We start from the raw sequence: 19794 nt of genomic DNA, 5'->3' as shown, positions 1-19794 counted from the left end.
CTAGTGCCAAACCCGGATAATCAAATAGGCGAGGAAGCCGTAAAAAGCAATAAATGCTGACAAGAGCAGTAACCATGCAGCTTGTGGTGCGGTACGCCGCAATTTTGCCAATAAAAGTGCGGTAGCGAATAACCCTAGCGGATAAACCCAAAGTGCGGTTGAAAACCAATATACCGCACGGCTGCTAAGTGCTGGATTATCGGCGACCGATGGCGAAACCAACAGTGCCAGTGGCCAGAGAATCGCTGGCAGGCAAAAAAGTGCGGTGGCCCAAGCAAAGCTGGAAAAGCCGTTTAATTGTGGTTGGTTATGCACCTGACATTCTCCTAGTATCTCTTTCAATCTGTTACGCAAGGCGCTAGTATAGCGTAACTTTGTGGTTTTTCTAATCCTGTTTTCTAAAACGTTATGACCAAAATAATTTTAAGTACTGACAAGCCGGAATTGGCACTGCGCTTTCGTGACTATATCCGCCGTGAATATCAGCGTGATTTGCCGTTATATCAACAGCAAGGGTACTATTTGTTGGCGCTGGAAGAGAATGATCCGCAGCTGAGCCAGCTGTTAAATGAGGCAGAGCAATATCGGCACACGCCGTTTGCCGAAAAGTATATGCAGGCGAGTTGGCAAGACGGGCAAACCTATTCTTTGAAAGGGCGCTTTCAGTCGCTGTTACCCAATTTTTCGCAATGGCGTAGCGGATGGAATTCAGTTGTCACCGCCCCGGTAACGGCGCTGATCGGTTTGATTTGCGTGCTAGCATATCTGCTAAGTTTGAGCGATTATCAGACCGACCTGTATTTATCGGCGCATTTCCCAGAAAATAGCCGCCAATATAGCGAAATTTGGCGATTCTTCACCCATGCGTTGGTGCATTTGTCACTGAGCCATATTGTTTTTAATTTGACCTATTGGTTGGTCTTTGGTGCGATGATTGAGCGCTCTTGCGGCTCAGGCAAAGTGTTGCAACTGTTTTTGGCTGCCGCGCTGATCAGCGGTATTACCCAAAATGTGTTCAGTGGACCGGCATTTTTCGGGCTGTCTGGCGTGGTTTTTGCGATCTTGGGCTACGTTTATGTGATGAGTCGGGTTGATCCGCTGTGTCGATTCAGCTTGCCGAGTGGATTTATCTATCTGTTGTTGGCGGGGGTTGCGGTTGGTTTTGTGGGGCCATTGCTGAATTTGCAGGTGGGCAATGCGGCACATATTTCCGGTTTGCTGCTTGGCAGTGCAATAGCTTGGCTAGACGGAAAGCGAGTAGCCCGCAAAAAACAAAACTGAAAAACAAAAATTCGTGGGTATGCAGAGTATTTTTACTTATTTTGCGGTAAGATAGCGTCCATATTTGATTGATAGCGATGATAGGCGTAACACAAAACGCCACTCATTATTCGATAACAAACCATTACGAAAATGCCCGAAGTATTAACCCGAAAATTACATGCCTACGCCCGTTTAATGCGCTTGGATCGCCCCATCGGCACGCTGCTGTTGTTATGGCCGACGCTGTGGGCGCTGTTTTTGGCAGCTGGGGCAGTGCCGGATACTAAAATATTGCTGATTTTTGTCGCGGGTGTGGTGCTGATGCGTGCTGCCGGTTGTGTGATCAATGACTATGCCGATCGCCACATTGACGGCAGTGTCAAACGCACCGCAAATCGTCCGTTAGCAACCGGCGAAGTCAGTGAAAAAGAGGCGAAAATCTTGTTCGTAGTGCTGACCGCACTTTCATTCCTATTGGTACTGAACCTGAATGGCTATGCGATTTTTTTGTCGTTTATCGCAGTGGTATTGGCATTTGTCTATCCGTTTATGAAACGCTACACCCATCTGCCGCAATTTGTGTTGGGTGCGGCGTTCGGGTGGTCAATTCCAATGGCGTATGCCGCTGTTAGTGGGGCGTTGCCCCTGTTGTGTTGGCTGCTGTTTTTTGCCAATCTGCTGTGGACGGTGGCGTACGACACCCAATATGCGATGGTCGATCGTGATGATGATTTGCGGATCGGGGTGAAGTCCACCGCGATTTTATTTGCACAATATGACAATAAAATCATTGCATTACTGCAATTTGTCGCCTTAATATTGTTTGCCGCTATCGGCTATTTGGCGCAGCTGCACCCGTTGTATTATGCGGCGGTTGCCGTGACCGCACTTTGCTTTGTGTATCAATGCAAACTCACTCGCGAACGCACCCGTGCCGACTGTTTTAAGGCGTTTCTTAACAACAACTACTTCGGCATGGGGATTTTTATTGCGCTATTATTGGGGATTTTTGTGTAATCTCCCACCAAACACAATCCAATTTACTTCACTTTATTCAACGCGCTGCGGATTTCTCACCTTTTGCAGCAATACAAAACTTGGTAATACTAACATTGCCATCAAATAAAACGCCCATACCGGATTATAACGATACACCACCCCGGCAAACAGCATAAACAGGGCGACACTTAAACAGCTGCAAACGCCGTTATACAGCGCCTGTAGCTTGGCAATATAACTGCTCGGACAGCCAGTGATATAGCGGATCGTCACAAAGTGGCATAATGCGAACGTGATACCGTGCAGGGTTTGCAGCAGCAAGAATGGGATAAAGTGTTCTGCCAATCCCATACCGAGCCAGCGCAACACTGCCACCACCGTAGTGAACAGTAGCAGCGAGTAGAGCGAACAGTTTTTTAACAAACGCCCGGCAAAGAAAAACACCAGTACTTCTGCTGCCACACTGACACCCCATAACCAACCGCTGAGTTCAACCCCGATGCCTAATTCTGCCCAATACAACACGGCATAAGCATAATAAGCGGCATGACTGCCTTGGAGCAGCGCCAGAACCGCCAACAACGCCAGGATCTGTTTATTGGCTAAAATGGTTTTATAACTGACATTGGCTTGCACTTTTTGGCTATTGTCCGGATTTTGCGGATACGGATTGGGCGATAGCATCTGGAGAGCGCCATAACCCAATAAAAGTGCGATCACCAGGCAAATCATACTTTGATCGCCGAAAATGCCCAACACATAGCCACCGAGCAAGTTAGCACCGATAAACGCCAGTGAACCGGTTAAGCGGGCTTTGCCGTAGTCTAAGCTCACTTGGCGTTGCCAGTTGCCTGCCAAAGCATCGGTCAATGGAATACCGGCGCCAAACACCGCATTGAACAACCAAATCAGTGCGATCAGCAACCAAGCGATTTCGGTGCTGGCGGCAATGGCCAACACCAAGCCGAGACTGAACCAAGCGATCAGGCGCAGCATCGAAATTAAAGCCGAAGGCTGTTTGACCCATTGTGAAAACAGCATACTGCCGGCAAAACGAAATAGAAAAGAGAAGGCGACCACGATGCCGATGGTCTCTTCCGAATAGTGGTAGCTTTTCAGCCAGACCGGCAAAAACGGCAAAACCACACCATAAGTGGCGAAATAGCCGATAAAACTACAAATTAACCAAACAAAGGGCGAGGTGCGAAACATATCAGAACAGGCTCTCCATCTCTTCGGCTCTGGCAACGGCTGCCTGCATGGCTTCGGCAACAATCTGCTTCAGCTGACGTTGTTCAAAAACCTGTAATGCAGCGGCGGTGGTGCCGCCTTTGGATGTCACTTGTTGGCGCAGCGCTGCCAGTTCCAATTGCGAATTTTCGATCGCCATTTGTGCTGCGCCCAGCATGGCTTGCTGGCTCAATTGCCGCGCGGTGGCAGGATCTAAGCCCATGTTGATCGCTTGCTGCTGCATTGCTTCCAAAAACAGAAAGAAATATGCCGGGCTGCTGCCGGAAGCGGCAATCACGCTGTTAATTTCACTTTCCTGTTGCAACCAGCAAATTTCTCCGACCGAGCACATTAAATCAGCCGCAAAGATGCGGTCATCAGCACCGCACTTGGCATTGGCAAACAGCCCAGCCATACCGACGGATAGCAGTGACGGCGTATTTGGCATCACTCTGACTATCGCTGTTGCGCTGGGTAATAATGTGTTCAAACGTTTGACCGAAATTCCAGCTGCAATTGAAATTAGTAGTGTTCGGCTGAGATCCAAATCGGCGAAATCGGCACAGGCGGCTGCCATCAGTTGCGGTTTTACCGCCAACACCACCGCTTGCGCCCGCTCAACTGCAAAGCGGTTATCATTCGAGGTTTGCACCCCTAGTTCCGCCAAGGCTACCAGCTTGCCGTCGCTTGGATTGGTGGCAATGATTTTCTGCGCTGGATAGCCGCTGCGCAGCAAGCCCAAAATAATCGCACGGGCCATATTACCCGCGCCGATAAATGCAATTAATTTTTGTTGCATACATTTTTCCTTAACAAGGTCTGTTACAATATTGTGCATTCTAACATAAGCAGGAAAAGAGATTTATGTATTGGTTTAAAAATGTCATGGTTTACCGTTTAAGTAAAAAATTGGACTGGTCGAGCCATGTGTTGGACGCGGCGTTGCCACATCAGGCATTTTTTCCGTGCGGTAGCCATGATCAAAGCAAATTCGGTTGGGCATCGCCGTTGAACGGCAGTGATTTGCTACACTTCAGTGTGAATGGACAGTGTTTGTTGTTGGCACAAAAAGAGGAAAAAATCCTGCCGGCGGCGGTGATCAAACAAGCGCTGGAGCAGCGAGTTGAAAGCGTGGAACAAAAGGAGCAACGCAAACTGAGCAAAGTGGAAAAACAGGCACTGAAAGACGATGTGATCAACGAATTATTGCCACGCGCTTTCAGTAAAAAACAGCAAACCGCACTTTGGATTGATGCCGATAATGATCTGGTTTATGTCAACGCTGCCTCGGCAAAACGGGCGGAGGATGCGCTGGCATTACTGCGTAAATCGTTGGGATCACTGCCGGTGGTGCCGCTGGCATTTGCCAATGATCCGGCAGCGGTGATGACCGACTGGATCGCCAATGACAATCTGCCGCAGTGGTTGACGGCATTGGGCGAAGCCGAATTGACCTCGACCACCGATGATTCGGTGATTCGCTGTAAACAACAGGATTTGGAGAGCAGCGAAATGCAGAACCATTTTGCCGCAGCTAAGCAGATCACCAAGCTGGCGCTGGAATGGGAAGCGCACTTGAGCTTTGTGTTTGCGCAGGATTGCAGTTTGAAACGTCTGAAATTTGCCGATACGGTGCGTGAGAAAAATGATGACATTCTGAAAGAGGATTACGCACAGCGCTTTGATGCGGATTTTATTTTAATGAGCGGAATCTTGGCGCAGCTCAGCGAACGGTTACTCGAAGCGTTTGGCGGAGAAGCAGGATCACTGGCGGATAAAATATAATCAGTTGTTGTCATGGGCAAGAAAAATAAGTGCTGCAAAAAATATAAGAAAAAAGGTAAATACTGCAAGGATTGCCCTTTCCGTTAATACAGACCTAGATAAAATCTAAAAATAATGTGTGATAGGTATATTTTTATCGGATTTTGTAGGTTAAAATTGTCACGTTTTTTACAAATTGGTCAATCTTTAATAACATGATTGACCGAGATGAGGGTGATGATTTGGGCTGTTGGCAATTAATAAGTATTATTCGCGGGTTATTTATTTTACTTTCTTTACTTTTGGGGCTGTCCGCCAGCCCGTTGTTTGTCAGTGCGCAATGGTTGTGGGTCTGTTTATTAATATCGGTCAATATGCTGACCAGCGGGTTGACCGGCTTTTGCTTGCTCTCTCATCTGTTTTGTAAACTTGGCGCCAAAAGAGTTTAAACCGTTTTTAAGTCAGCGGTAACGCTGGCTGTTTACTATGTTTAAAACTTAAAGTAGAGCGGATGACTTGTTAAATAAGAATCTGCTTTAGACCTGATAGCCCAGCAACAACAGTGTTTCTTTATGTTGCTGCATATCGGCAACGTTGGGCAGTTCGCCCCAAATCTGAAAACCGCACTTTTGCAGCACGCCGACACTAGCAGGATTACCTTTAAACACAAAACCTAACAGCGTTGAAAATTGTAGTGGCTGCATTTGCTGCTGCAAAAAACGCACCACTTGGCTACCGATGCCTTTTCCTTGGGCATTTTTGTCCAGATAAAAACTGGCCTCAGCGGTAATGCCATAAGCCGGACGACCGTAAAACGGCGATAGCGTTGCCCAGCCGATAAGGTGGTTGTCATGGGTGCGTACCGACCAAATCGGATAACGCGGGTTATTTTGATGAAACTCGAACCAGGCTTGCCGATCGGCAATACTAATCAGTTCTAAATCGGATGTAATGTGGCGGCAAGCGATCGTCTGGTTATAAATGGCAACAATCTGATTTAAATCCTGTGTTGTGGACGGTTGGATACTGATTTCTGTCATTTTATTTCCTATTTTATTTTTATGGTTATTTGGTGCTGCTATTCAACGCTGTTCGGCAAACGTAAGCTGACTTCAGTGCCACCGGTGGCGCGACGTTGAATATTCAATATGGCCTTTAATTCTTGTGCCCGTTCGTGCATGATATTCAAACCGTAGTGACCGCTCGGTTCATTTAGTGACGGAATACCGATACCATCGTCGCGAATCAGCACTTCATTTTCGCCATCTGGATTGGTTTTGGCAACCACTTCAATCAGTGAGGCGCTGGCGTGCTTAATACTGTTCAGTACCGCTTCGCGCACAATTTGTAACAGATGAATTTGCTGCTGTGCGTTCAATAGTTGTGATGGCAGCGCACAATCGAGCACAATTTTTGCTTCAGAACGAGATTGCAGAGAATCAATCACCTCTTGCAATGCCAAGGTCAGATTAGACTCGCTGACAGTCAACCGGAAAGTTGCTAGCAGCTCTCGCAGTTGGGTGTAGCCGTCGCTAAGTGCGGTCTCAAATTGGTTCAAAATGGTTAAACTTTTGTTGGCTTTTGCTGCATCCACTTCTTGTATAATGCTGCGTTTTAATAAGGTTAATTGAATCTGCAAATAGGCAAGCACCTGTGCCAACGAATCATGTAACTCGCGAGCAATGATCGAACGTTCCTGCATTAAGATCAAATGCTGCCGCTGGCGCAATAGTTGGTAGGAGTGAATTGCCCGTCCTAACATCTGGGCGATATTTTCGATGGTGCGTAAATCGGGGTACGCTTCGCTGCGCTGCCAGTTTAAGTTGCCTAGATGTTGCTCGTTGATCATAATCCGGGTGGTTTGCCAAGGCACGTCGCTCTCTTGCCCCGCCTGTAAATCAAACATCTCATTACCGTTTGCGCTCAGGCGCACCACTTGCAACTTTTCGTTTTGCTGCAATAGCGTCAGCACCGTCAACAAATTTTCACGCGTGATTTCGTGTAATGTGAGTTGCTGGGAGGAGTAGTACAACATTGATAAAGTGCGGTTGATTTGAGTCAAGCTGCGGGTCTTTTGACTCACTTGCTCTTCGAGAGAAAGATAGAGCTTTTGCAGCTGTGCTGCCATTTGGGTAAACCCACGTGATAATTCACCCAGCTCATTGGCGCTGTCGATATCCAGATTGATATGTTGAAATTGGCTGTTTTGTACCTGCCGGCTGGCAGTGACTAAACGTTGTAGTGGCTCAACCACTTTTTTGCGACTGTAACTGAGTAAATAAGCACTGAGCAGAATCATCAGCAATAGACTGAAAATATTAATATAAATCGCGAAACGAATTCGTTGTTCGGAGAAAACTTGCAATACCGAGACAAAATTATCGACCTGCTCGACATAACGCTCTAGATTTTGTCGATACAGCTCCGGCTCATGCTGCAGAATATATTGTTCCATCACCGCCCAACTTTCCAGCAAAGTGCGGTATGCGCTCTGCACCTTACTTGGCACATAAAAACGCTCTAGACTCATCAATGTCGGAGTTTGCAGACTGGCGCGATAAGTTTTCACCCCGTGTTCCAGCAGCTCAGGCTGATATTGCATTTCGTGTAGCAGGCGATAGCTCTGCATCCGCAACGAGCCAGACACATTGATCATCTCCGCATCGGAATGATTGCTGATCATAATCAGCGTGGTGACACAAGTGGACAGCCCCGACAGCAGGATAATCAACACTAAATTATACGCCAACCGCGACGTCACTGATTTTTTGATTTGCACGATTTGCTCCAAGGGTTTTGCAACGATGGGAATATTATAAGTATTCTAGCAAGTGCGGTATAGCTAACTTAGTGGCTAAAACGCAGTATTTTTGCCTATTATAACTTTTAATAATCGGTGTAAGCTTTCAAGGCGACCATTTAAAGATTCCATGCAATTTAAAAACTCCATTCAATATGAAATAAATTTTCCATAATAGCTGGATTCTGATGCAGTGCGGACTAAAATATAGCTAAGCTTACTGCTTATTATATAAATAATCTTCTAAAATTTGATCTCGATAGCAAAATGAAAGATTAGCAATTGCGCAAATCTAATTCGAAACGTATATTTCATAAATGAAATGGTGATTGTTATTAAAACCGATTGTTTATCGAGATACGAGGAGAATTTATGCTAGCGTTTATATCATTCGTCGGCTTCACTGCCATGGTGGCGCTGATTGCCTGGTGGTACACCAGACATGACGATCTCAGCCATTCTGAAGGATATTATCTTGCCGGTCGTTCGTTAACTGCGGTGTTTATTGCCGGTTCGATGATGCTGACCAATTTATCTACTGAGCATTTGGTTGGGTTGAACGGTTTGGCGTATCGTTCGGGCTTTATTGTGATGGCGTGGGAAGTGATGGCGGCGATTACCATTGCAATGTTTGCGTTTTACTTTTTGCCGAAATATTTAAAACTCGGCATTGCTACGATTCCAGAATTTTTAGAAAAACGCTTCGATAAAGGCACGTTGCTGATCACGTCATTGCTGTTTCTGGGCTGTTATGTGATTTCGTTGTTGCCCATTGTGTTATATACCGGTGCTTTAGCGCTTGAAAGCTTGTTTCGGGTGTCTGAAGTCTTTGGCGTGGATAAGACGACCGCACTTTGGATCATGGTGTGGGGTGTTGGCATTTTGGGTTCGATTTATGCGATTTTCGGCGGGCTGAAAGCGGTGGCGGTTTCAGATACCATCAATGGCGTCGGCTTGTTGGTCGGCGGAATTATGGTCACTGTTTTGGGGTTGATGTACGTTGGTGATGGTAACGCTTGGAATGGGTTAAAAGAGGTATATCACGCCAATCCGGATCATTTTAATTCTATTGGTGCTGCGGATTCTGTGGTGCCATTCTCAACGCTGTTTACTGGCTTGATTGTGTCGAATATGTTTTTCTGGTGCACTAACCAATCGATTATTCAACGTGCTTTAGGCGCTAAAAATCTGAAAGAAGGGCAAAAAGGGGTACTGTTGTGTGCTTTTCTGAAATTGTTAGGACCTTTACTGATTATTCTGCCCGGTATCATTGCGTTTCATATTTTTCAAGGCACATTGGATATTCCTGATCAGGCTTATCCGGATTTGGTGCATTTGGTGTTGCCGGATGCGTTGGTTGGTTTCTTTGCGGCGGTGGTAGTCGGGGCGGTGTTATCCACCTTTAATAGTGCGCTGAACTCTTCGGTGACCTTGTTTTCGCGCAATGTGTATAAAGTGCAGATTAATCCCAATGCCAGTGATACCAAACTGGTGAATGTCGGTAAGGTGGTCGGGATTATTTTGGCTGTGGTGGCGATGGTGGTAGCGCCGTTGGTTGCCAATGCGCCGGATGGATTGTTTTATTTAATTCAGCAGCTGCAAGGGGTATTTAATGCACCGATTTTAAGCGTGGTTGTAGTTGGGTTGCTGACTAAACGCGTGCCGGCGATCGCGGCGAAATTCGGGCTGATTTTCGGGATGGTTTCCTACATTGTGTGTAACTTTATTTTAAAAGTCGATATGCACTTCTTCCATTTGGTGGGGCTGCTGTTTGTGATCAATGTGGTGATTATGCTGCTGATCGGGCACTTTCAGCCAATGGAACAACCGTATCAAGAAGTCTATACTCAACAAGTGGACATTGAACCTTGGGCATATGTTAAACCGGTTGCGTTGGTGATCACGCTGCTGTCTTTAACCATGTATATCTTTATGGCGCATAACGTACCGAGCTTAGTTTGGATTGGTTATTATTGTTTTGCTGCCGGCACTTTGTTGTATTTCCTGTATGTTTTTGTACAACAACGTAATAAACAACTGAACCCAACAGCCTGATACACAAAGACCGTCAAAACTCATAACCCCGTTCTTGTTAGGCTGAACGGGGTTATTGTTTAGCGATACGCCAGCAACCGCACTTTGATGTGGTTTATAACGATCGCTTGTAAATTTCCCCTAACGTTTTATCTTGCGAACCGAATAGACGAATGATTTGTGCTAAAAACAGCTCTCCGGCGGCAATGGCATCAATTAAGGCATTATGATTAATATATTCCGGCAAGCCATAATGTCGGCGCACACAGCCCAATTGATAGTCTCGTTGCTGCTGTGTGGCGACGAAAGTTCGTTCCAGTTTTAAGGTGTCCAGCCAAAGCAACGGAAACGACTGCAATTTATATTTCATTGCCAAATAGTGCTGAATAAAGCGCTTTTCTATATTTGAACCGTGCGCTATCACGATGCGTCCTTGCATCTGTGTAAATAACTGCGCCATCACCTGATCCAAACTGACCGCACTTTGCAGCATTTGCGGTACGATATGGTTAATCACCGCAGTATCTTGTTTAATGTGCTGCTGTGCTACAAAATCATGGCGAGATTCAGACAATTTCAGGCAAGAATCGTCAATCGGTACACTGGCGACGCTGAGAATATGATCGACCATCGGATTCAGCCCAGTGGTTTCAAAATCAATCACCAGATAAGACAACGAGTTGAGATCGGTGTCGGCGTGCGGATAAGCGGCGGCAAACAGCGGTAATAGTGCTGGTGGACATTGGTGTTGAGTACATAATGCTGATCGTTGTTTCTCCAGTTTTGCCAAAGGATCAAATCGCTGCCGCCAGCGCTTGAAAAGTGGTTTCATCGCAGCAGCCCTTTTTGCGAAAAGCGCATTTCTGCCGCTTCCTGCAATTTGGCGATTAAACGGAAAGCATCTTTCAGATTATTACGTTCAAACAAAGTTAAATCATTGGGGACAATATGGTTGGTAAGTGCTTGTTGCTGCTGCAATGCCAGCGCTTGATATTTAAACCGCACTTCGCTCACAAAGTGGTATGCTGCTAAAATATCGTCCAAAGTGGCTTGATTGATAACGTTGGCTTGATAACATGCTTTGAACCGCACTTCGGTCGAAGATGCCTGCACAATGCCGGCAGACAGCGCATAAATGCGCCCTAAATCGACCAATAAGCTGATAGCGCGTTTTTTTAGATTCAGCTTGTTTTTATGCTCCCCGTCTTTGATCAGCACAAAATTCCTGAAAATATTCAGTGGTGGTTTAACTCGGATCGCATTAGCCGTCAAAAAGGCTAAAAAACGTCTGTTTTGTCCAATTAATTGGATAAAAAATTGCTGTAACTCGGTGCCCAAATCTGACGCACCATAAATGACACGCAAATCGAGCAAAACCGACGCATTGAGTAATCCTTCTTGCTCCGGATTCTGAATCCAGTGGCGGAAATCTTGTTGCCACTCTGCCAAAGATTGACACCATTTCGGATTCGATGCCATATAGCCACCGGAACATTTTTCATAACCGCACTTGTCTAGCCCGTCATTGACAAATTCAGCCAGCCGCAAAAAATAACGCTGCTCTTCAAAACTTAATTTCCGTTCAGTAATGATTGCATTGTCTTGATCTGACAGCGGATGAATCTCATAACGGGCTTGGGAGCCGGAAGCCAGCCACGCATAGCGACACGGCGCCACGCCGCAGTAGTGTTCTGCCATCATAAGCAATTTTTGGTTGAAGGCGTCGGCAATCAACGTCATCACTTGCATAATATGCTGATAGTGAGTACCGCTATTAACCAAGGCTGCAAACAGCGCCTGCCGTTTTTGCGCCAGATTAACCAATAACGGCAGTGAATCTGCCTGAAAAATATGGTTAATCAAAAAAATAGATTGAGTACTGTTTTTCTGGACTAAATCGGTGGCGGTTAAAATACCTAAAACTTGATTGTCTGCCATCACCGGCAAACTGCGGATATTGTGTTGCATCATCAGCGAGACCGCATTCAGCACCGAATCATCGGCAGCAATTGTGGGAGGATTCGAGGTCATGATATAGGTGATCGGCAATTGCACATCCAACGCTTGTGCCACCACTTTTTTGGTCATGTCGCGATCATTGACAATGCCGATAAGCTGCTTGTCCTGCATGATTAATGCTGATGAACGGCGCTGTTGGCACATTTTTTCTGCGGTGTACTGAATGGTGGCATGGGCATCAACCTGCGCGATTTTGCGATTTGCCACCTCCGCCACAGATTGCATAAAAAGATTGCTTTGGTCTTGCGCTAAATGGGCTTGTGCAGCTTTATGCAGGCGAATATTCGCATCACTGGCAAAATATTCTGCATATTCAGGATGTTGCTGTAAAATTTGGTGTAGGATAGCGTAGGGAACTTGATAAATCAGGCTGTTTTCAATCGCAAGTGCGGTGTAATGTTCTTCTTCCTGAGGATTAAAGATGCTGAAACCAAATACGCTGCCGCTTTCTAATCTTGCCCGCAGCTCGCCATTCGCTTTTTTCTGCTCGACCGCACCGGTGCGGATCAGATATAAGCAGCGTTTGTCACGTTGTTCTTCAAATGCAATCACTGCACCTTCGGCAATGTAACGGATTTCAATATTGGCAGCGATTTGACTGATGACATTTTTTGGTAGGTGATTAAACGGATCAATTTGGGCAATAAACCATTCAATGTTCGGAATCAAAGAGCTGTCCATCGTATTTTTCCTCATAGCGTATTTGCATAGTGTAGCCTGTATCAAAATCAAAGACACCTTAAATTGGGTAACTTAAGGTGTCTTTTCATGTTAATCAACAGACCTTATTACAATCAAGTGCGGTATTTTTTCCACAATTGGATCAAACGTTGATAGCGCTCGGAAACCGCAGTAACTAATTGTTGATCGTCGAGTTTTCCAGCTAGCCATTCGGCGGAGGGTTCGGCGAAAATCGTTCTGCCGACCGCAAAGCCTTTCACCAATTTTGCGTTGGCAGCAGCTTTAAAGGTTGCGTCAAACACGGATTCCGGTGCATCTAAGCCCAGAATCAGAATGCCGCGACAGTAACTGTCGTTGCTTTCGATAATTTGGCTTAAATCTGCCCAGCCATCAGCACTGATACCCGGCAGTTTCCACCAATCCGGCTTGATGCCTAAGCTATAGAGATGTTGCACAATTTCATGGTAATGGTGCTCTTGCTGCTCCATATCCAACGGCAGAATAATTTCCAGCAGCAGTTCGTGCCCGGTGCGACAACAGGCTTGATAAACATCCAGCAGTTTTTGGTCTTGCTGCGTTTTCAAATCAGCCGTATCGTGTGGATGATAAAACGCTAAACATTTGACCACATGTTCTTGCGGCCAAGTGATCAACTGACTGCCTAAATCACCGTATTCCAGTGCCAGTGGACGGGAAGCTGGTTTCTCAATCGGACGCCCAATCCACCAGTTTTTGCCGGTGATCGCATTTAATGCGTCTTGACCATAAGTGGTGTCGGCTAAAATACCCGACTGTCCGTTGTCGACCCCTTCTATTTTGGCGGTTTGTTGTGCCGCTTGCAACAACAGCGTTTTCAAGTATGGTATCCGTTTTGGATCGGCACCGCACTTTTGTGCCATTTCGTCCAGTTGTTTGCGGTGATCAAAGGCGAAAATACACAGATTATTCCATTCGGTTTTGCGGGTAGTGACACGGTGTAGATGGTTTAAGGTTGCATCTAAATCCGGACGTGGCACCGATTCGGCACGGGATAAATAGTTATCCAGCTCTTTTTTGCTCGGCATTGCCGGCGCACAGCCATGACGGGATACCACCAACGCCCCGCAGGCATTGGCATAGCGACAGGCTTGTTCCCAACCTTCGCCGTTGATATAACCACGCAATAAACCGGACATAAAGGCATCGCCGGCGCCCAGCACGTTTAACACTGCCACGCGCACGCCGTATACGTTCAAGCCACCATCTAAATCATCGGGAATTTCGCCCTCGAACACCGAGCAGCCTTGCGCGCCACGTTTGCAGACTAAGGTTGCTTGACTGCATTTACGCACATTCTTAAGTGCGGTCAGAGTATCGGTCGAGCCGCCAGCAATGTGGAACTCTTCTTCGGTGCCGACCAGCACATCAAAATGGTGCAACACCTCTTGCAAGGAATCAGTTACCGCTTGTGAATCCACATAGCGGGTTTCACCATCGCCAAGAGAAGTTAAACCCCACAACACCGGACGATAATCAATATCCAGCAACCGTTTGACGCCATTGCGTCCGGCATATTCAAGTGCGGTCAGCACCGCATGGCGGGTTTTAGGATGAGAAAGATGGGTGCCGGTGATCGCCAACGCTTTCGCCGAAGCAATGTAGTCTTCGCTGAAGTCATCGGCACTGATCGCCATATCGGCGCAGTTGTCACGGTAGAAAATCAGTGGAAAGGTTTCGTTATCTTTGATGCCGAGAATCACAAGTGCGGTCAACCGCTCTTTGTCGGTAATTAAGTGGCTGGTATCTGCGCCGACGCTTTGCAACTCTTGACGTAGAAAACGCCCCATATGTTCGTCGCCCACTCGGGCAAGCATTGACGATTTCAAGCCTTGAATCGCGGTGCCGTATGCCACATTGCCGGAGGAACCGCCAAGATATTTGGCAAAGGTGGTTTCGTCTTCCAAGCGGGAACCGATCTGTTGCCCGTATAAATCGACGGCAATCCGTCCGAGACAAATGAGGTCTAAGGGTTTTGATGCGGGCTTTTGTGACATAATGATCCTCTCCTGTATTTACTGCGTACTGTTTTGCAATTGCGATAACACCAATCAAAACAAACTATTTAGTTTTTCTTTATTTTAGAATAAATATTTCATTTTGCTATTGTTAACTCGTTTTTTTGGGATCTTGATCTCAAAAAATCTTTTTATAAGCGATTTCTAACTGGATTTCAGTCACAACGTATGTGGCTCGTTTTCGCCAAAAAAACCGCACTTTTCACTTTTTTTGATCAAGAAATTGATCCAGCTCGCAAAAATGAAATTTACATTTCATTTTGTATTTTATTGGAATTAATTTTGAGTAGAATAGCGACTGTAAACATTCACTGTAGCATTCATTCACTGTAGCATTGATAGCTCGCATTATTTTGGCAGGAGAATCTATGAAGACACAAAAACTCACCGTTGCCCAAGCACTCGTCAAATTTTTAGATAACCAATATGTGGAAGTAGACGGCAAAGTCAGCAAATTTGTGAAGGGTATTTTTGGCATTTTTGGACACGGCAACGTGCTCGGTTTGGGGCAAGCGTTGGAACAAGACAGCGGACAGCTGATTGTACACCAAGGGCGCAACGAACAAGGCATGGCGCATGCGGCGATGGGATTTGCCAAACAAAAGGCGCGCAAGCAGATTTACGCCTGCACCTCCTCAGTCGGCCCTGGCGCTGCCAATATGATCACCGCCGCCGCCACGGCGACCGCCAACCGTATTCCGCTGCTGCTGTTGCCCGGCGATGTGTTTGCCACCCGGCAACCGGATCCGGTGCTGCAACAGATCGAGCAAAGCTACAATTTGAGTATCAGCACCAATGATGCGTTTAAAGCGGTGAGTAAATATTGGGATCGGGTCAATCGTCCGGAACAGTTGATGACCGCCTGTATCAATGCGATGCGGGTGCTGACTGATCCGGCGGAAACAGGGGCGGTAACGATTGCGTTGCCACAAGATGTGCAAGCGGAAGCGTATGATTTCCCAGAGTATTTTCTGCAAAAACGCATTCACCGTATTGAACGCTCTTTGCCGACCGAACCGATGCTGCAACAAGCGCTGGAACTGATCAAACGTAAGCAAAAACCGTTGATTATTTGTGGCGGCGGTGTACGTTATTCCGAAGCGGCTGCGGAGCTGAAAGCCTTTGCCGAAGCCTATCAAATTCCGTTTGCCGAAACCCAAGCAGGCAAAAGTGCGGTGGTGTCTGCTCATCCGCTTAATGTTGGCGGCGTGGGTGAAACCGGTTGTTTGTCCGCAAATTTGTTGGCAAAAGAAGCCGATTTGGTGATCGGTATCGGCACCCGCTACACCGATTTCACCACCTCGTCCAAATGGATTTTTCAAAACCCTGAAGTGGAATTTTTAAATATCAATATCGCCCGTTTCGATGCCTATAAATTGGATGGGGTGCAAGTCACCGCTGATGCCAAGGCCAGTTTGCAACAGTTGCAGCCGCTGCTGCAAGCAGTCGGTTATCAAGCCCAATGGCATGCTCAGATTGCGCAAGCCAAACAACAGTTCGAACAAGAGTTAAACCGGGTGTATAACGTCACTTATAGTGGCAAAACCTTTGTGCCGGAAGTCAATGACCGACTGGATACCGCTGCGGTTTATCAGGAATTCCAACAAATTACCGGTTCATCACTGACCCAAAGCCGAGTGTTAGGTATTTTGAATCAGGCGTTGGGCGAAAACGATATTATTGTTGCCGCCGCTGGCAGCTTGCCGGGCGATCTGCAACGCACTTGGCAAAGCAAAGGCGAAAATACCTATCATCTGGAATACGGCTATTCCTGTATGGGCTATGAAGTCAATGCGGCGTTAGGCGCAAAACTGGCGGAGCCGGAAAAAGAGGTGTATGCCTTCTTGGGCGATGGCTCGTATTTAATGCTGCATTCGGAGTTGATCACCTCGATTCAGGAACATAAAAAAATCAATATTATCCTGCTGGACAATATGACCAACGGTTGCATCAACAACTTGCAAATCGGCAACGGCATGGATAGCTTCTGCACCGAATTCCGTTTCAGAAATCCGCAAACCAACCAGCTGGATGCCGGCTTTATTCCGGTGGATTTTGCTATGAACGCCGCCTCTTACGGTTGCAAAACCTATAAAGTCAGAACCGAAGAAGAACTGAAAACCGCACTTGAAGAGGCAAAAAAACAGAAAGTCTCTACGTTGATCGACATTAAAGTATTGCCGAAAACCATGGTGCATGGTTATGGCAGTTGGTGGCACGTTGGCGTGGCAGAAGTGTCGCAAAAAGAGCGGGTGCGTGAGGCTTTCCAAAAAGCGGAAATTCAGATTAACCGTGCCCGTCGTTATTAAATTATCGAGTTAAATAAAGTATTTAAAATCACCTTTGAAGGAGAAACAAACAGATGAAAGCAGAAAATGTGAAATTGGGTATCGCCCCAATCGGCTGGACCAATGATGACTTGCCGGAATTGGGCGCAGAAAACACCTTTGAACAATGTGTCAGTGAAATGGCGTTGGCTGGCTACGAAGGTTGCGAAGTCGGCAATAAATATCCGCGTGATGTAAAAGTGCTGAAACACAAATTAGACGTGCGCGGCATTCAGATCTGTAATGCGTGGTTCAGTACTTTCTTTGTGGACGGCAAAAAAGAGCAAACCATCAAAGATTTTATTGAACACATGAATTTCTTACACGCCATGGGCGCCAAAGTGATCGGTTGTTCAGAACAGAGCCGCAGTATTCAAGGTCAGAAAAAAGCGATTTTCAAAGAAAAAACCGTGTTCAACGATGCAGAATGGCAACTGCTGGCGGAGGGCTACAACGAGCTGGCTAAAATTGCTGCTGAAAAAGGTATGAAAGTCTGTCTGCATCACCATATGGGTACTGGGATCCAAACGCCACAAGAGGTTGACCGCTATATGGAAGTGACTAATGATGATGTCTATTTGCTGTTCGATTCTGGTCATCTTTACTACTCTGAAGGGTCGCAGCAAGCGATGTTGGATGTATTAGAGAAATACATTGACCGTATCGTCCATGTGCACTTGAAAGATGTGCGTGATGACGTGGTTGCCGAGGTTAAAGCCAACGATCTCAGCTTCTTAGAAGGAGTAAAAAAAGGGACGTTCACCGTGCCGGGCGATGGCGTGATTGACTTCAAACCGATTTTTGCGATTTTAGAAAAACATGATTACAAAGGTTGGATGGTGGTGGAAGCCGAACAAGATCCGGCACTTGCCAATCCATTTGAATACGCCTTAAAAGGCCGTAAATACATCAAAGACGTAGCAGGAGTTTAATTATGATTAAAGTAGGTATTATCGGCGCAGGCCGTATCGGACGTGTGCATTCGGAAAGTATCAGCAAATACGTTAAAGGCGCAGAAATCAAAGCGATTTCCGACATTAAAGTCACAGAAGAGCTGCAAGCTTGGGCGAAATCGATGGGCATTGCGCATGTCTATGACGACTACAAACAAATTCTGCAAGACCCTGAAATTGATGCGGTGTTGGTCTGCTCCTCCACTAATACCCACGCTCCGATTTCAATCGAAGCTGCGCAAGCCGGCAAACATATTTTCTGTGAAAAACCGATTGATGCCGATGTGGGCAGAATCAAGCAAGTGTTGGCAGCGGTAGAAAAAGCCGGGGTGAAATTCCAAGTGGGCTTCAACCGCCGTTTTGATCACAACTTTAAAGCGATTAAAGATCGTGTTGTCGCCGGTGACATCGGCGAACCACATATTATCAAAGTGACCTCACGCGATCCGGATGCGCCGCCAATCGAATACGTTAAAGTATCCGGCGGCATGTTCTTCGACATGACGATTCACGATTTTGACATGATCCGCTACCTCTCAGGCAGCAATGTGACCGAAGTGTTTGCGGTCGGCAGCGTGTTGGTCAATCCGGAAATCGGCAAAGCCGGCGATATCGACACAGCCGTAATCACCTTGAAATTAGCAAACGGCGCGATCGGCGTAATCGACAACAGCCGCAAAGCGGTTTACGGCTACGATCAACGTGCCGAAGTGTTCGGCTCGAAAGGCGCAATCCAAATCAGCAACGACACCGGCTCAAGTGCGGTTTTCTCCGGCGAAAACGGCGTGGTAGCGGAAAAACCGAAATACTTCTTCCTTGAGCGCTATATGCAATCCTTCGCCGACGAGATCTCCTGCTTCGTCGATTCGGTGGTCAACGACAAACCGACCGTTGTCAACGGCGACGACGGCTTGCAACCGGTGTTGATAGCACTGGCTGCGAAAAAATCGATGGAAGAGGGCAGACCGGTTAAGATTAGTGAGGTTGGTCAATAGATTAGAAATTTAAACTACATTGATTCGCTTTCTTGAGAAACGCAGCATTCGACGCTCAAGAAGGCGAAATTCGTATAAACCTCCCGCTTTTAATGCTATAAAACTCCAAATTCATCAAAAAAATTAATTTTAAATCAAATAGATAAATTTATTCTTCCTTTATTGTTGCAAACAATGCAAAAACTTCTTGTCATATACAACAGGAAGATTATAATTTAGTAAATTATTTTTATATTTACTAAATAAATAAGGAAGGTATATGAACAATGATTTAATTACATTAGCATTAGATTTACTCTCCTGCACTCAAAAAGAGCTTGCAGTTAAATTAGCTGTGTCGCCTACTCAGATCAGTAAATGGAAAAAAGGCGAATATATGTCATTTGAATCAAGAGAAAAGCTAAAAAAAATACTAGAAATAGATAATCTTGATCCAAGTTTTATTTTACTTGTTGGTTCAATAGAGAATGCTCGAAATTGGGATAGACTTATCCACTTTATTGCCGAGTTAGCAGAGGAGCAAGCTGAGACGGGGTATAATACGATACCATTGCAAGATGAATTAGAAATATTAAGTTCAGATATGTTTCGAATTTTAAAAGAGATTGGTATAGAGATTCCTAAATCTTTTCCTCACCAATTTCTACTTGATTATAATAATATTATGTCTGGAGA

The 19794-nt window shown here is 46.1% G+C and carries 17 protein-coding genes; 9 read left to right on the top strand and 8 right to left on the bottom strand.

Features of this window, described 5'->3' with window-relative positions; translation table 11 throughout:
• Complete coding sequence (locus FHQ23_RS00855) at nucleotides 1-315, bottom strand: DUF5389 family protein (RefSeq protein ID WP_139612623.1); 315 nt, start codon at nucleotides 313-315, stop codon at nucleotides 1-3.
• A 93-nt stretch (nucleotides 316-408) separates the two neighbouring features.
• Here FHQ23_RS00855 and FHQ23_RS00850 point away from each other — a divergent pair, with 93 nt between their 5' ends.
• Together FHQ23_RS00850 and ubiA are read left to right on the top strand one after the other, a co-directional pair.
• A complete protein-coding gene (locus FHQ23_RS00850) occupies nucleotides 409-1281 on the top strand; it encodes a rhomboid family intramembrane serine protease (protein ID WP_139612622.1) in 873 nt (290 codons plus the stop codon).
• Nucleotides 1282-1413: 132 nt separating this feature from the next.
• Nucleotides 1414-2280 (top strand): 4-hydroxybenzoate octaprenyltransferase, encoded by an 867-nt coding sequence (gene ubiA / locus FHQ23_RS00845; RefSeq protein ID WP_139612621.1) that lies wholly within the window; start codon nucleotides 1414-1416, stop codon nucleotides 2278-2280.
• A gap of 33 nt (nucleotides 2281-2313) precedes the next feature.
• On the opposite strand, the gene FHQ23_RS00840 is transcribed toward ubiA, so the two are convergent.
• Both FHQ23_RS00840 and proC read right to left on the bottom strand, forming a co-directional pair.
• Nucleotides 2314-3474 carry a 3-phenylpropionate MFS transporter gene (locus tag FHQ23_RS00840; protein ID WP_139612620.1) on the bottom strand — a complete coding sequence of 387 codons (1161 nt, stop codon included), beginning with the start codon at nucleotides 3472-3474 and terminating at the stop codon, nucleotides 2314-2316.
• A gap of 1 nt (nucleotide 3475) precedes the next feature.
• On the bottom strand, nucleotides 3476-4291 hold the full coding sequence (gene proC / locus FHQ23_RS00835; RefSeq protein WP_139612619.1) for a pyrroline-5-carboxylate reductase: 816 nt from the start codon (nucleotides 4289-4291) through the stop codon (nucleotides 3476-3478).
• 65 nt (nucleotides 4292-4356) lie between these two features.
• On the opposite strand from proC, the gene rdgC reads away from it, so the two are divergent.
• Entirely contained in the window at nucleotides 4357-5277 is a 921-nt protein-coding gene (gene rdgC, locus FHQ23_RS00830) for a recombination-associated protein RdgC (RefSeq protein WP_139612618.1), read from the top strand.
• Nucleotides 5278-5471: 194 nt separating this feature from the next.
• Nucleotides 5472-5705, top strand: a complete 234-nt coding sequence (locus tag FHQ23_RS12690; RefSeq protein WP_442805443.1) for a YgaP-like transmembrane domain — start codon at nucleotides 5472-5474, stop codon at nucleotides 5703-5705.
• A gap of 87 nt (nucleotides 5706-5792) precedes the next feature.
• On the opposite strand, the gene FHQ23_RS00820 is transcribed toward FHQ23_RS12690, so the two are convergent.
• Nucleotides 5793-6296 (bottom strand): GNAT family N-acetyltransferase, encoded by a 504-nt coding sequence (locus FHQ23_RS00820; RefSeq protein WP_139612617.1) that lies wholly within the window; start codon nucleotides 6294-6296, stop codon nucleotides 5793-5795.
• Between the two features lie 38 nt (nucleotides 6297-6334).
• On the bottom strand, nucleotides 6335-8035 hold the full coding sequence (gene narQ / locus FHQ23_RS00815) for a nitrate/nitrite two-component system sensor histidine kinase NarQ (protein ID WP_139612616.1): 1701 nt from the start codon (nucleotides 8033-8035) through the stop codon (nucleotides 6335-6337).
• A gap of 393 nt (nucleotides 8036-8428) precedes the next feature.
• Here narQ and FHQ23_RS00810 point away from each other — a divergent pair, with 393 nt between their 5' ends.
• Nucleotides 8429-10111 carry a solute:sodium symporter family transporter gene (locus FHQ23_RS00810; RefSeq protein WP_139612615.1) on the top strand — a complete coding sequence of 561 codons (1683 nt, stop codon included), beginning with the start codon at nucleotides 8429-8431 and terminating at the stop codon, nucleotides 10109-10111.
• A 94-nt stretch (nucleotides 10112-10205) separates the two neighbouring features.
• Here FHQ23_RS00810 and FHQ23_RS00805 read toward each other — a convergent pair whose 3' ends face one another.
• The 3 genes from FHQ23_RS00805 to FHQ23_RS00795 all read right to left on the bottom strand — a co-directional run bounded on the left by FHQ23_RS00805 (nucleotide 10206) and on the right by FHQ23_RS00795 (nucleotide 14823).
• Nucleotides 10206-10922, bottom strand: coding sequence for a 3'-5' exonuclease (locus FHQ23_RS00805; protein ID WP_139612614.1), 717 nt, complete (start codon nucleotides 10920-10922; stop codon nucleotides 10206-10208).
• Entirely contained in the window at nucleotides 10919-12790 is a 1872-nt protein-coding gene (locus FHQ23_RS00800; protein ID WP_139612613.1) for a DUF294 nucleotidyltransferase-like domain-containing protein, read from the bottom strand. Before FHQ23_RS00800 ends, FHQ23_RS00805 begins: the two co-directional genes overlap by 4 nt.
• A 113-nt stretch (nucleotides 12791-12903) precedes the next feature.
• Complete coding sequence (locus tag FHQ23_RS00795; RefSeq protein WP_139612612.1) at nucleotides 12904-14823, bottom strand: bifunctional 5-dehydro-2-deoxygluconokinase/5-dehydro-2-deoxyphosphogluconate aldolase; 1920 nt, start codon at nucleotides 14821-14823, stop codon at nucleotides 12904-12906.
• Between the two features lie 389 nt (nucleotides 14824-15212).
• Between FHQ23_RS00795 and iolD the strand changes: the two genes are divergently transcribed.
• From iolD to FHQ23_RS00775, 4 genes are all read left to right on the top strand, one after another.
• Entirely contained in the window at nucleotides 15213-17153 is a 1941-nt protein-coding gene (gene iolD / locus FHQ23_RS00790; protein ID WP_139612611.1) for a 3D-(3,5/4)-trihydroxycyclohexane-1,2-dione acylhydrolase (decyclizing), read from the top strand.
• Nucleotides 17154-17206: 53 nt separating this feature from the next.
• Nucleotides 17207-18103 carry a myo-inosose-2 dehydratase gene (gene iolE / locus FHQ23_RS00785; protein ID WP_139612610.1) on the top strand — a complete coding sequence of 299 codons (897 nt, stop codon included), beginning with the start codon at nucleotides 17207-17209 and terminating at the stop codon, nucleotides 18101-18103.
• Between the two features lie 2 nt (nucleotides 18104-18105).
• Entirely contained in the window at nucleotides 18106-19119 is a 1014-nt protein-coding gene (iolG, locus tag FHQ23_RS00780; RefSeq protein ID WP_139612609.1) for an inositol 2-dehydrogenase, read from the top strand.
• Nucleotides 19120-19378: 259 nt separating this feature from the next.
• Nucleotides 19379-19794, top strand: a 416-nt coding sequence (locus FHQ23_RS00775; RefSeq protein WP_139612608.1) for a helix-turn-helix domain-containing protein, incomplete at its 3' end; no start/stop codon positions are given.

Origin of the sequence: Testudinibacter crocodili, from assembly GCF_006228025.1 — a bacterium.
Classification (GTDB): Bacteria; Pseudomonadota; Gammaproteobacteria; order Enterobacterales; family Pasteurellaceae; genus Chelonobacter.
Note: the sequence above shows the minus strand (reverse complement) of the source record. Positions and strands in the feature narration are given on the sequence as shown.

Excerpts from the sequence above, each read along its gene's own strand:
- FHQ23_RS00850 (WP_139612622.1), top strand. The coding sequence starts at position 409 with ATGACCAAAATAATTTTAAGTACTGACAAGCCGGAATTGGCACTGCGC.
- ubiA (WP_139612621.1), top strand. The coding sequence starts at position 1,414 with ATGCCCGAAGTATTAACCCGAAAATTACATGCCTACGCCCGTTTAATG.
- FHQ23_RS00840 (WP_139612620.1), bottom strand. The coding sequence starts at position 3,474 with ATGTTTCGCACCTCGCCCTTTGTTTGGTTAATTTGTAGTTTTATCGGC.
- proC (WP_139612619.1), bottom strand. The coding sequence starts at position 4,291 with ATGCAACAAAAATTAATTGCATTTATCGGCGCGGGTAATATGGCCCGT.
- rdgC (WP_139612618.1), top strand. The coding sequence starts at position 4,357 with ATGTATTGGTTTAAAAATGTCATGGTTTACCGTTTAAGTAAAAAATTG.
- FHQ23_RS12690 (WP_442805443.1), top strand. The coding sequence starts at position 5,472 with ATGATTGACCGAGATGAGGGTGATGATTTGGGCTGTTGGCAATTAATA.
- FHQ23_RS00820 (WP_139612617.1), bottom strand. The coding sequence starts at position 6,296 with ATGACAGAAATCAGTATCCAACCGTCCACAACACAGGATTTAAATCAG.
- FHQ23_RS00810 (WP_139612615.1), top strand. The coding sequence starts at position 8,429 with ATGCTAGCGTTTATATCATTCGTCGGCTTCACTGCCATGGTGGCGCTG.
- FHQ23_RS00805 (WP_139612614.1), bottom strand. The coding sequence starts at position 10,922 with ATGAAACCACTTTTCAAGCGCTGGCGGCAGCGATTTGATCCTTTGGCA.
- FHQ23_RS00800 (WP_139612613.1), bottom strand. The coding sequence starts at position 12,790 with ATGGACAGCTCTTTGATTCCGAACATTGAATGGTTTATTGCCCAAATT.
- FHQ23_RS00795 (WP_139612612.1), bottom strand. The coding sequence starts at position 14,823 with ATGTCACAAAAGCCCGCATCAAAACCCTTAGACCTCATTTGTCTCGGA.
- iolD (WP_139612611.1), top strand. The coding sequence starts at position 15,213 with ATGAAGACACAAAAACTCACCGTTGCCCAAGCACTCGTCAAATTTTTA.
- iolE (WP_139612610.1), top strand. The coding sequence starts at position 17,207 with ATGAAAGCAGAAAATGTGAAATTGGGTATCGCCCCAATCGGCTGGACC.
- iolG (WP_139612609.1), top strand. The coding sequence starts at position 18,106 with ATGATTAAAGTAGGTATTATCGGCGCAGGCCGTATCGGACGTGTGCAT.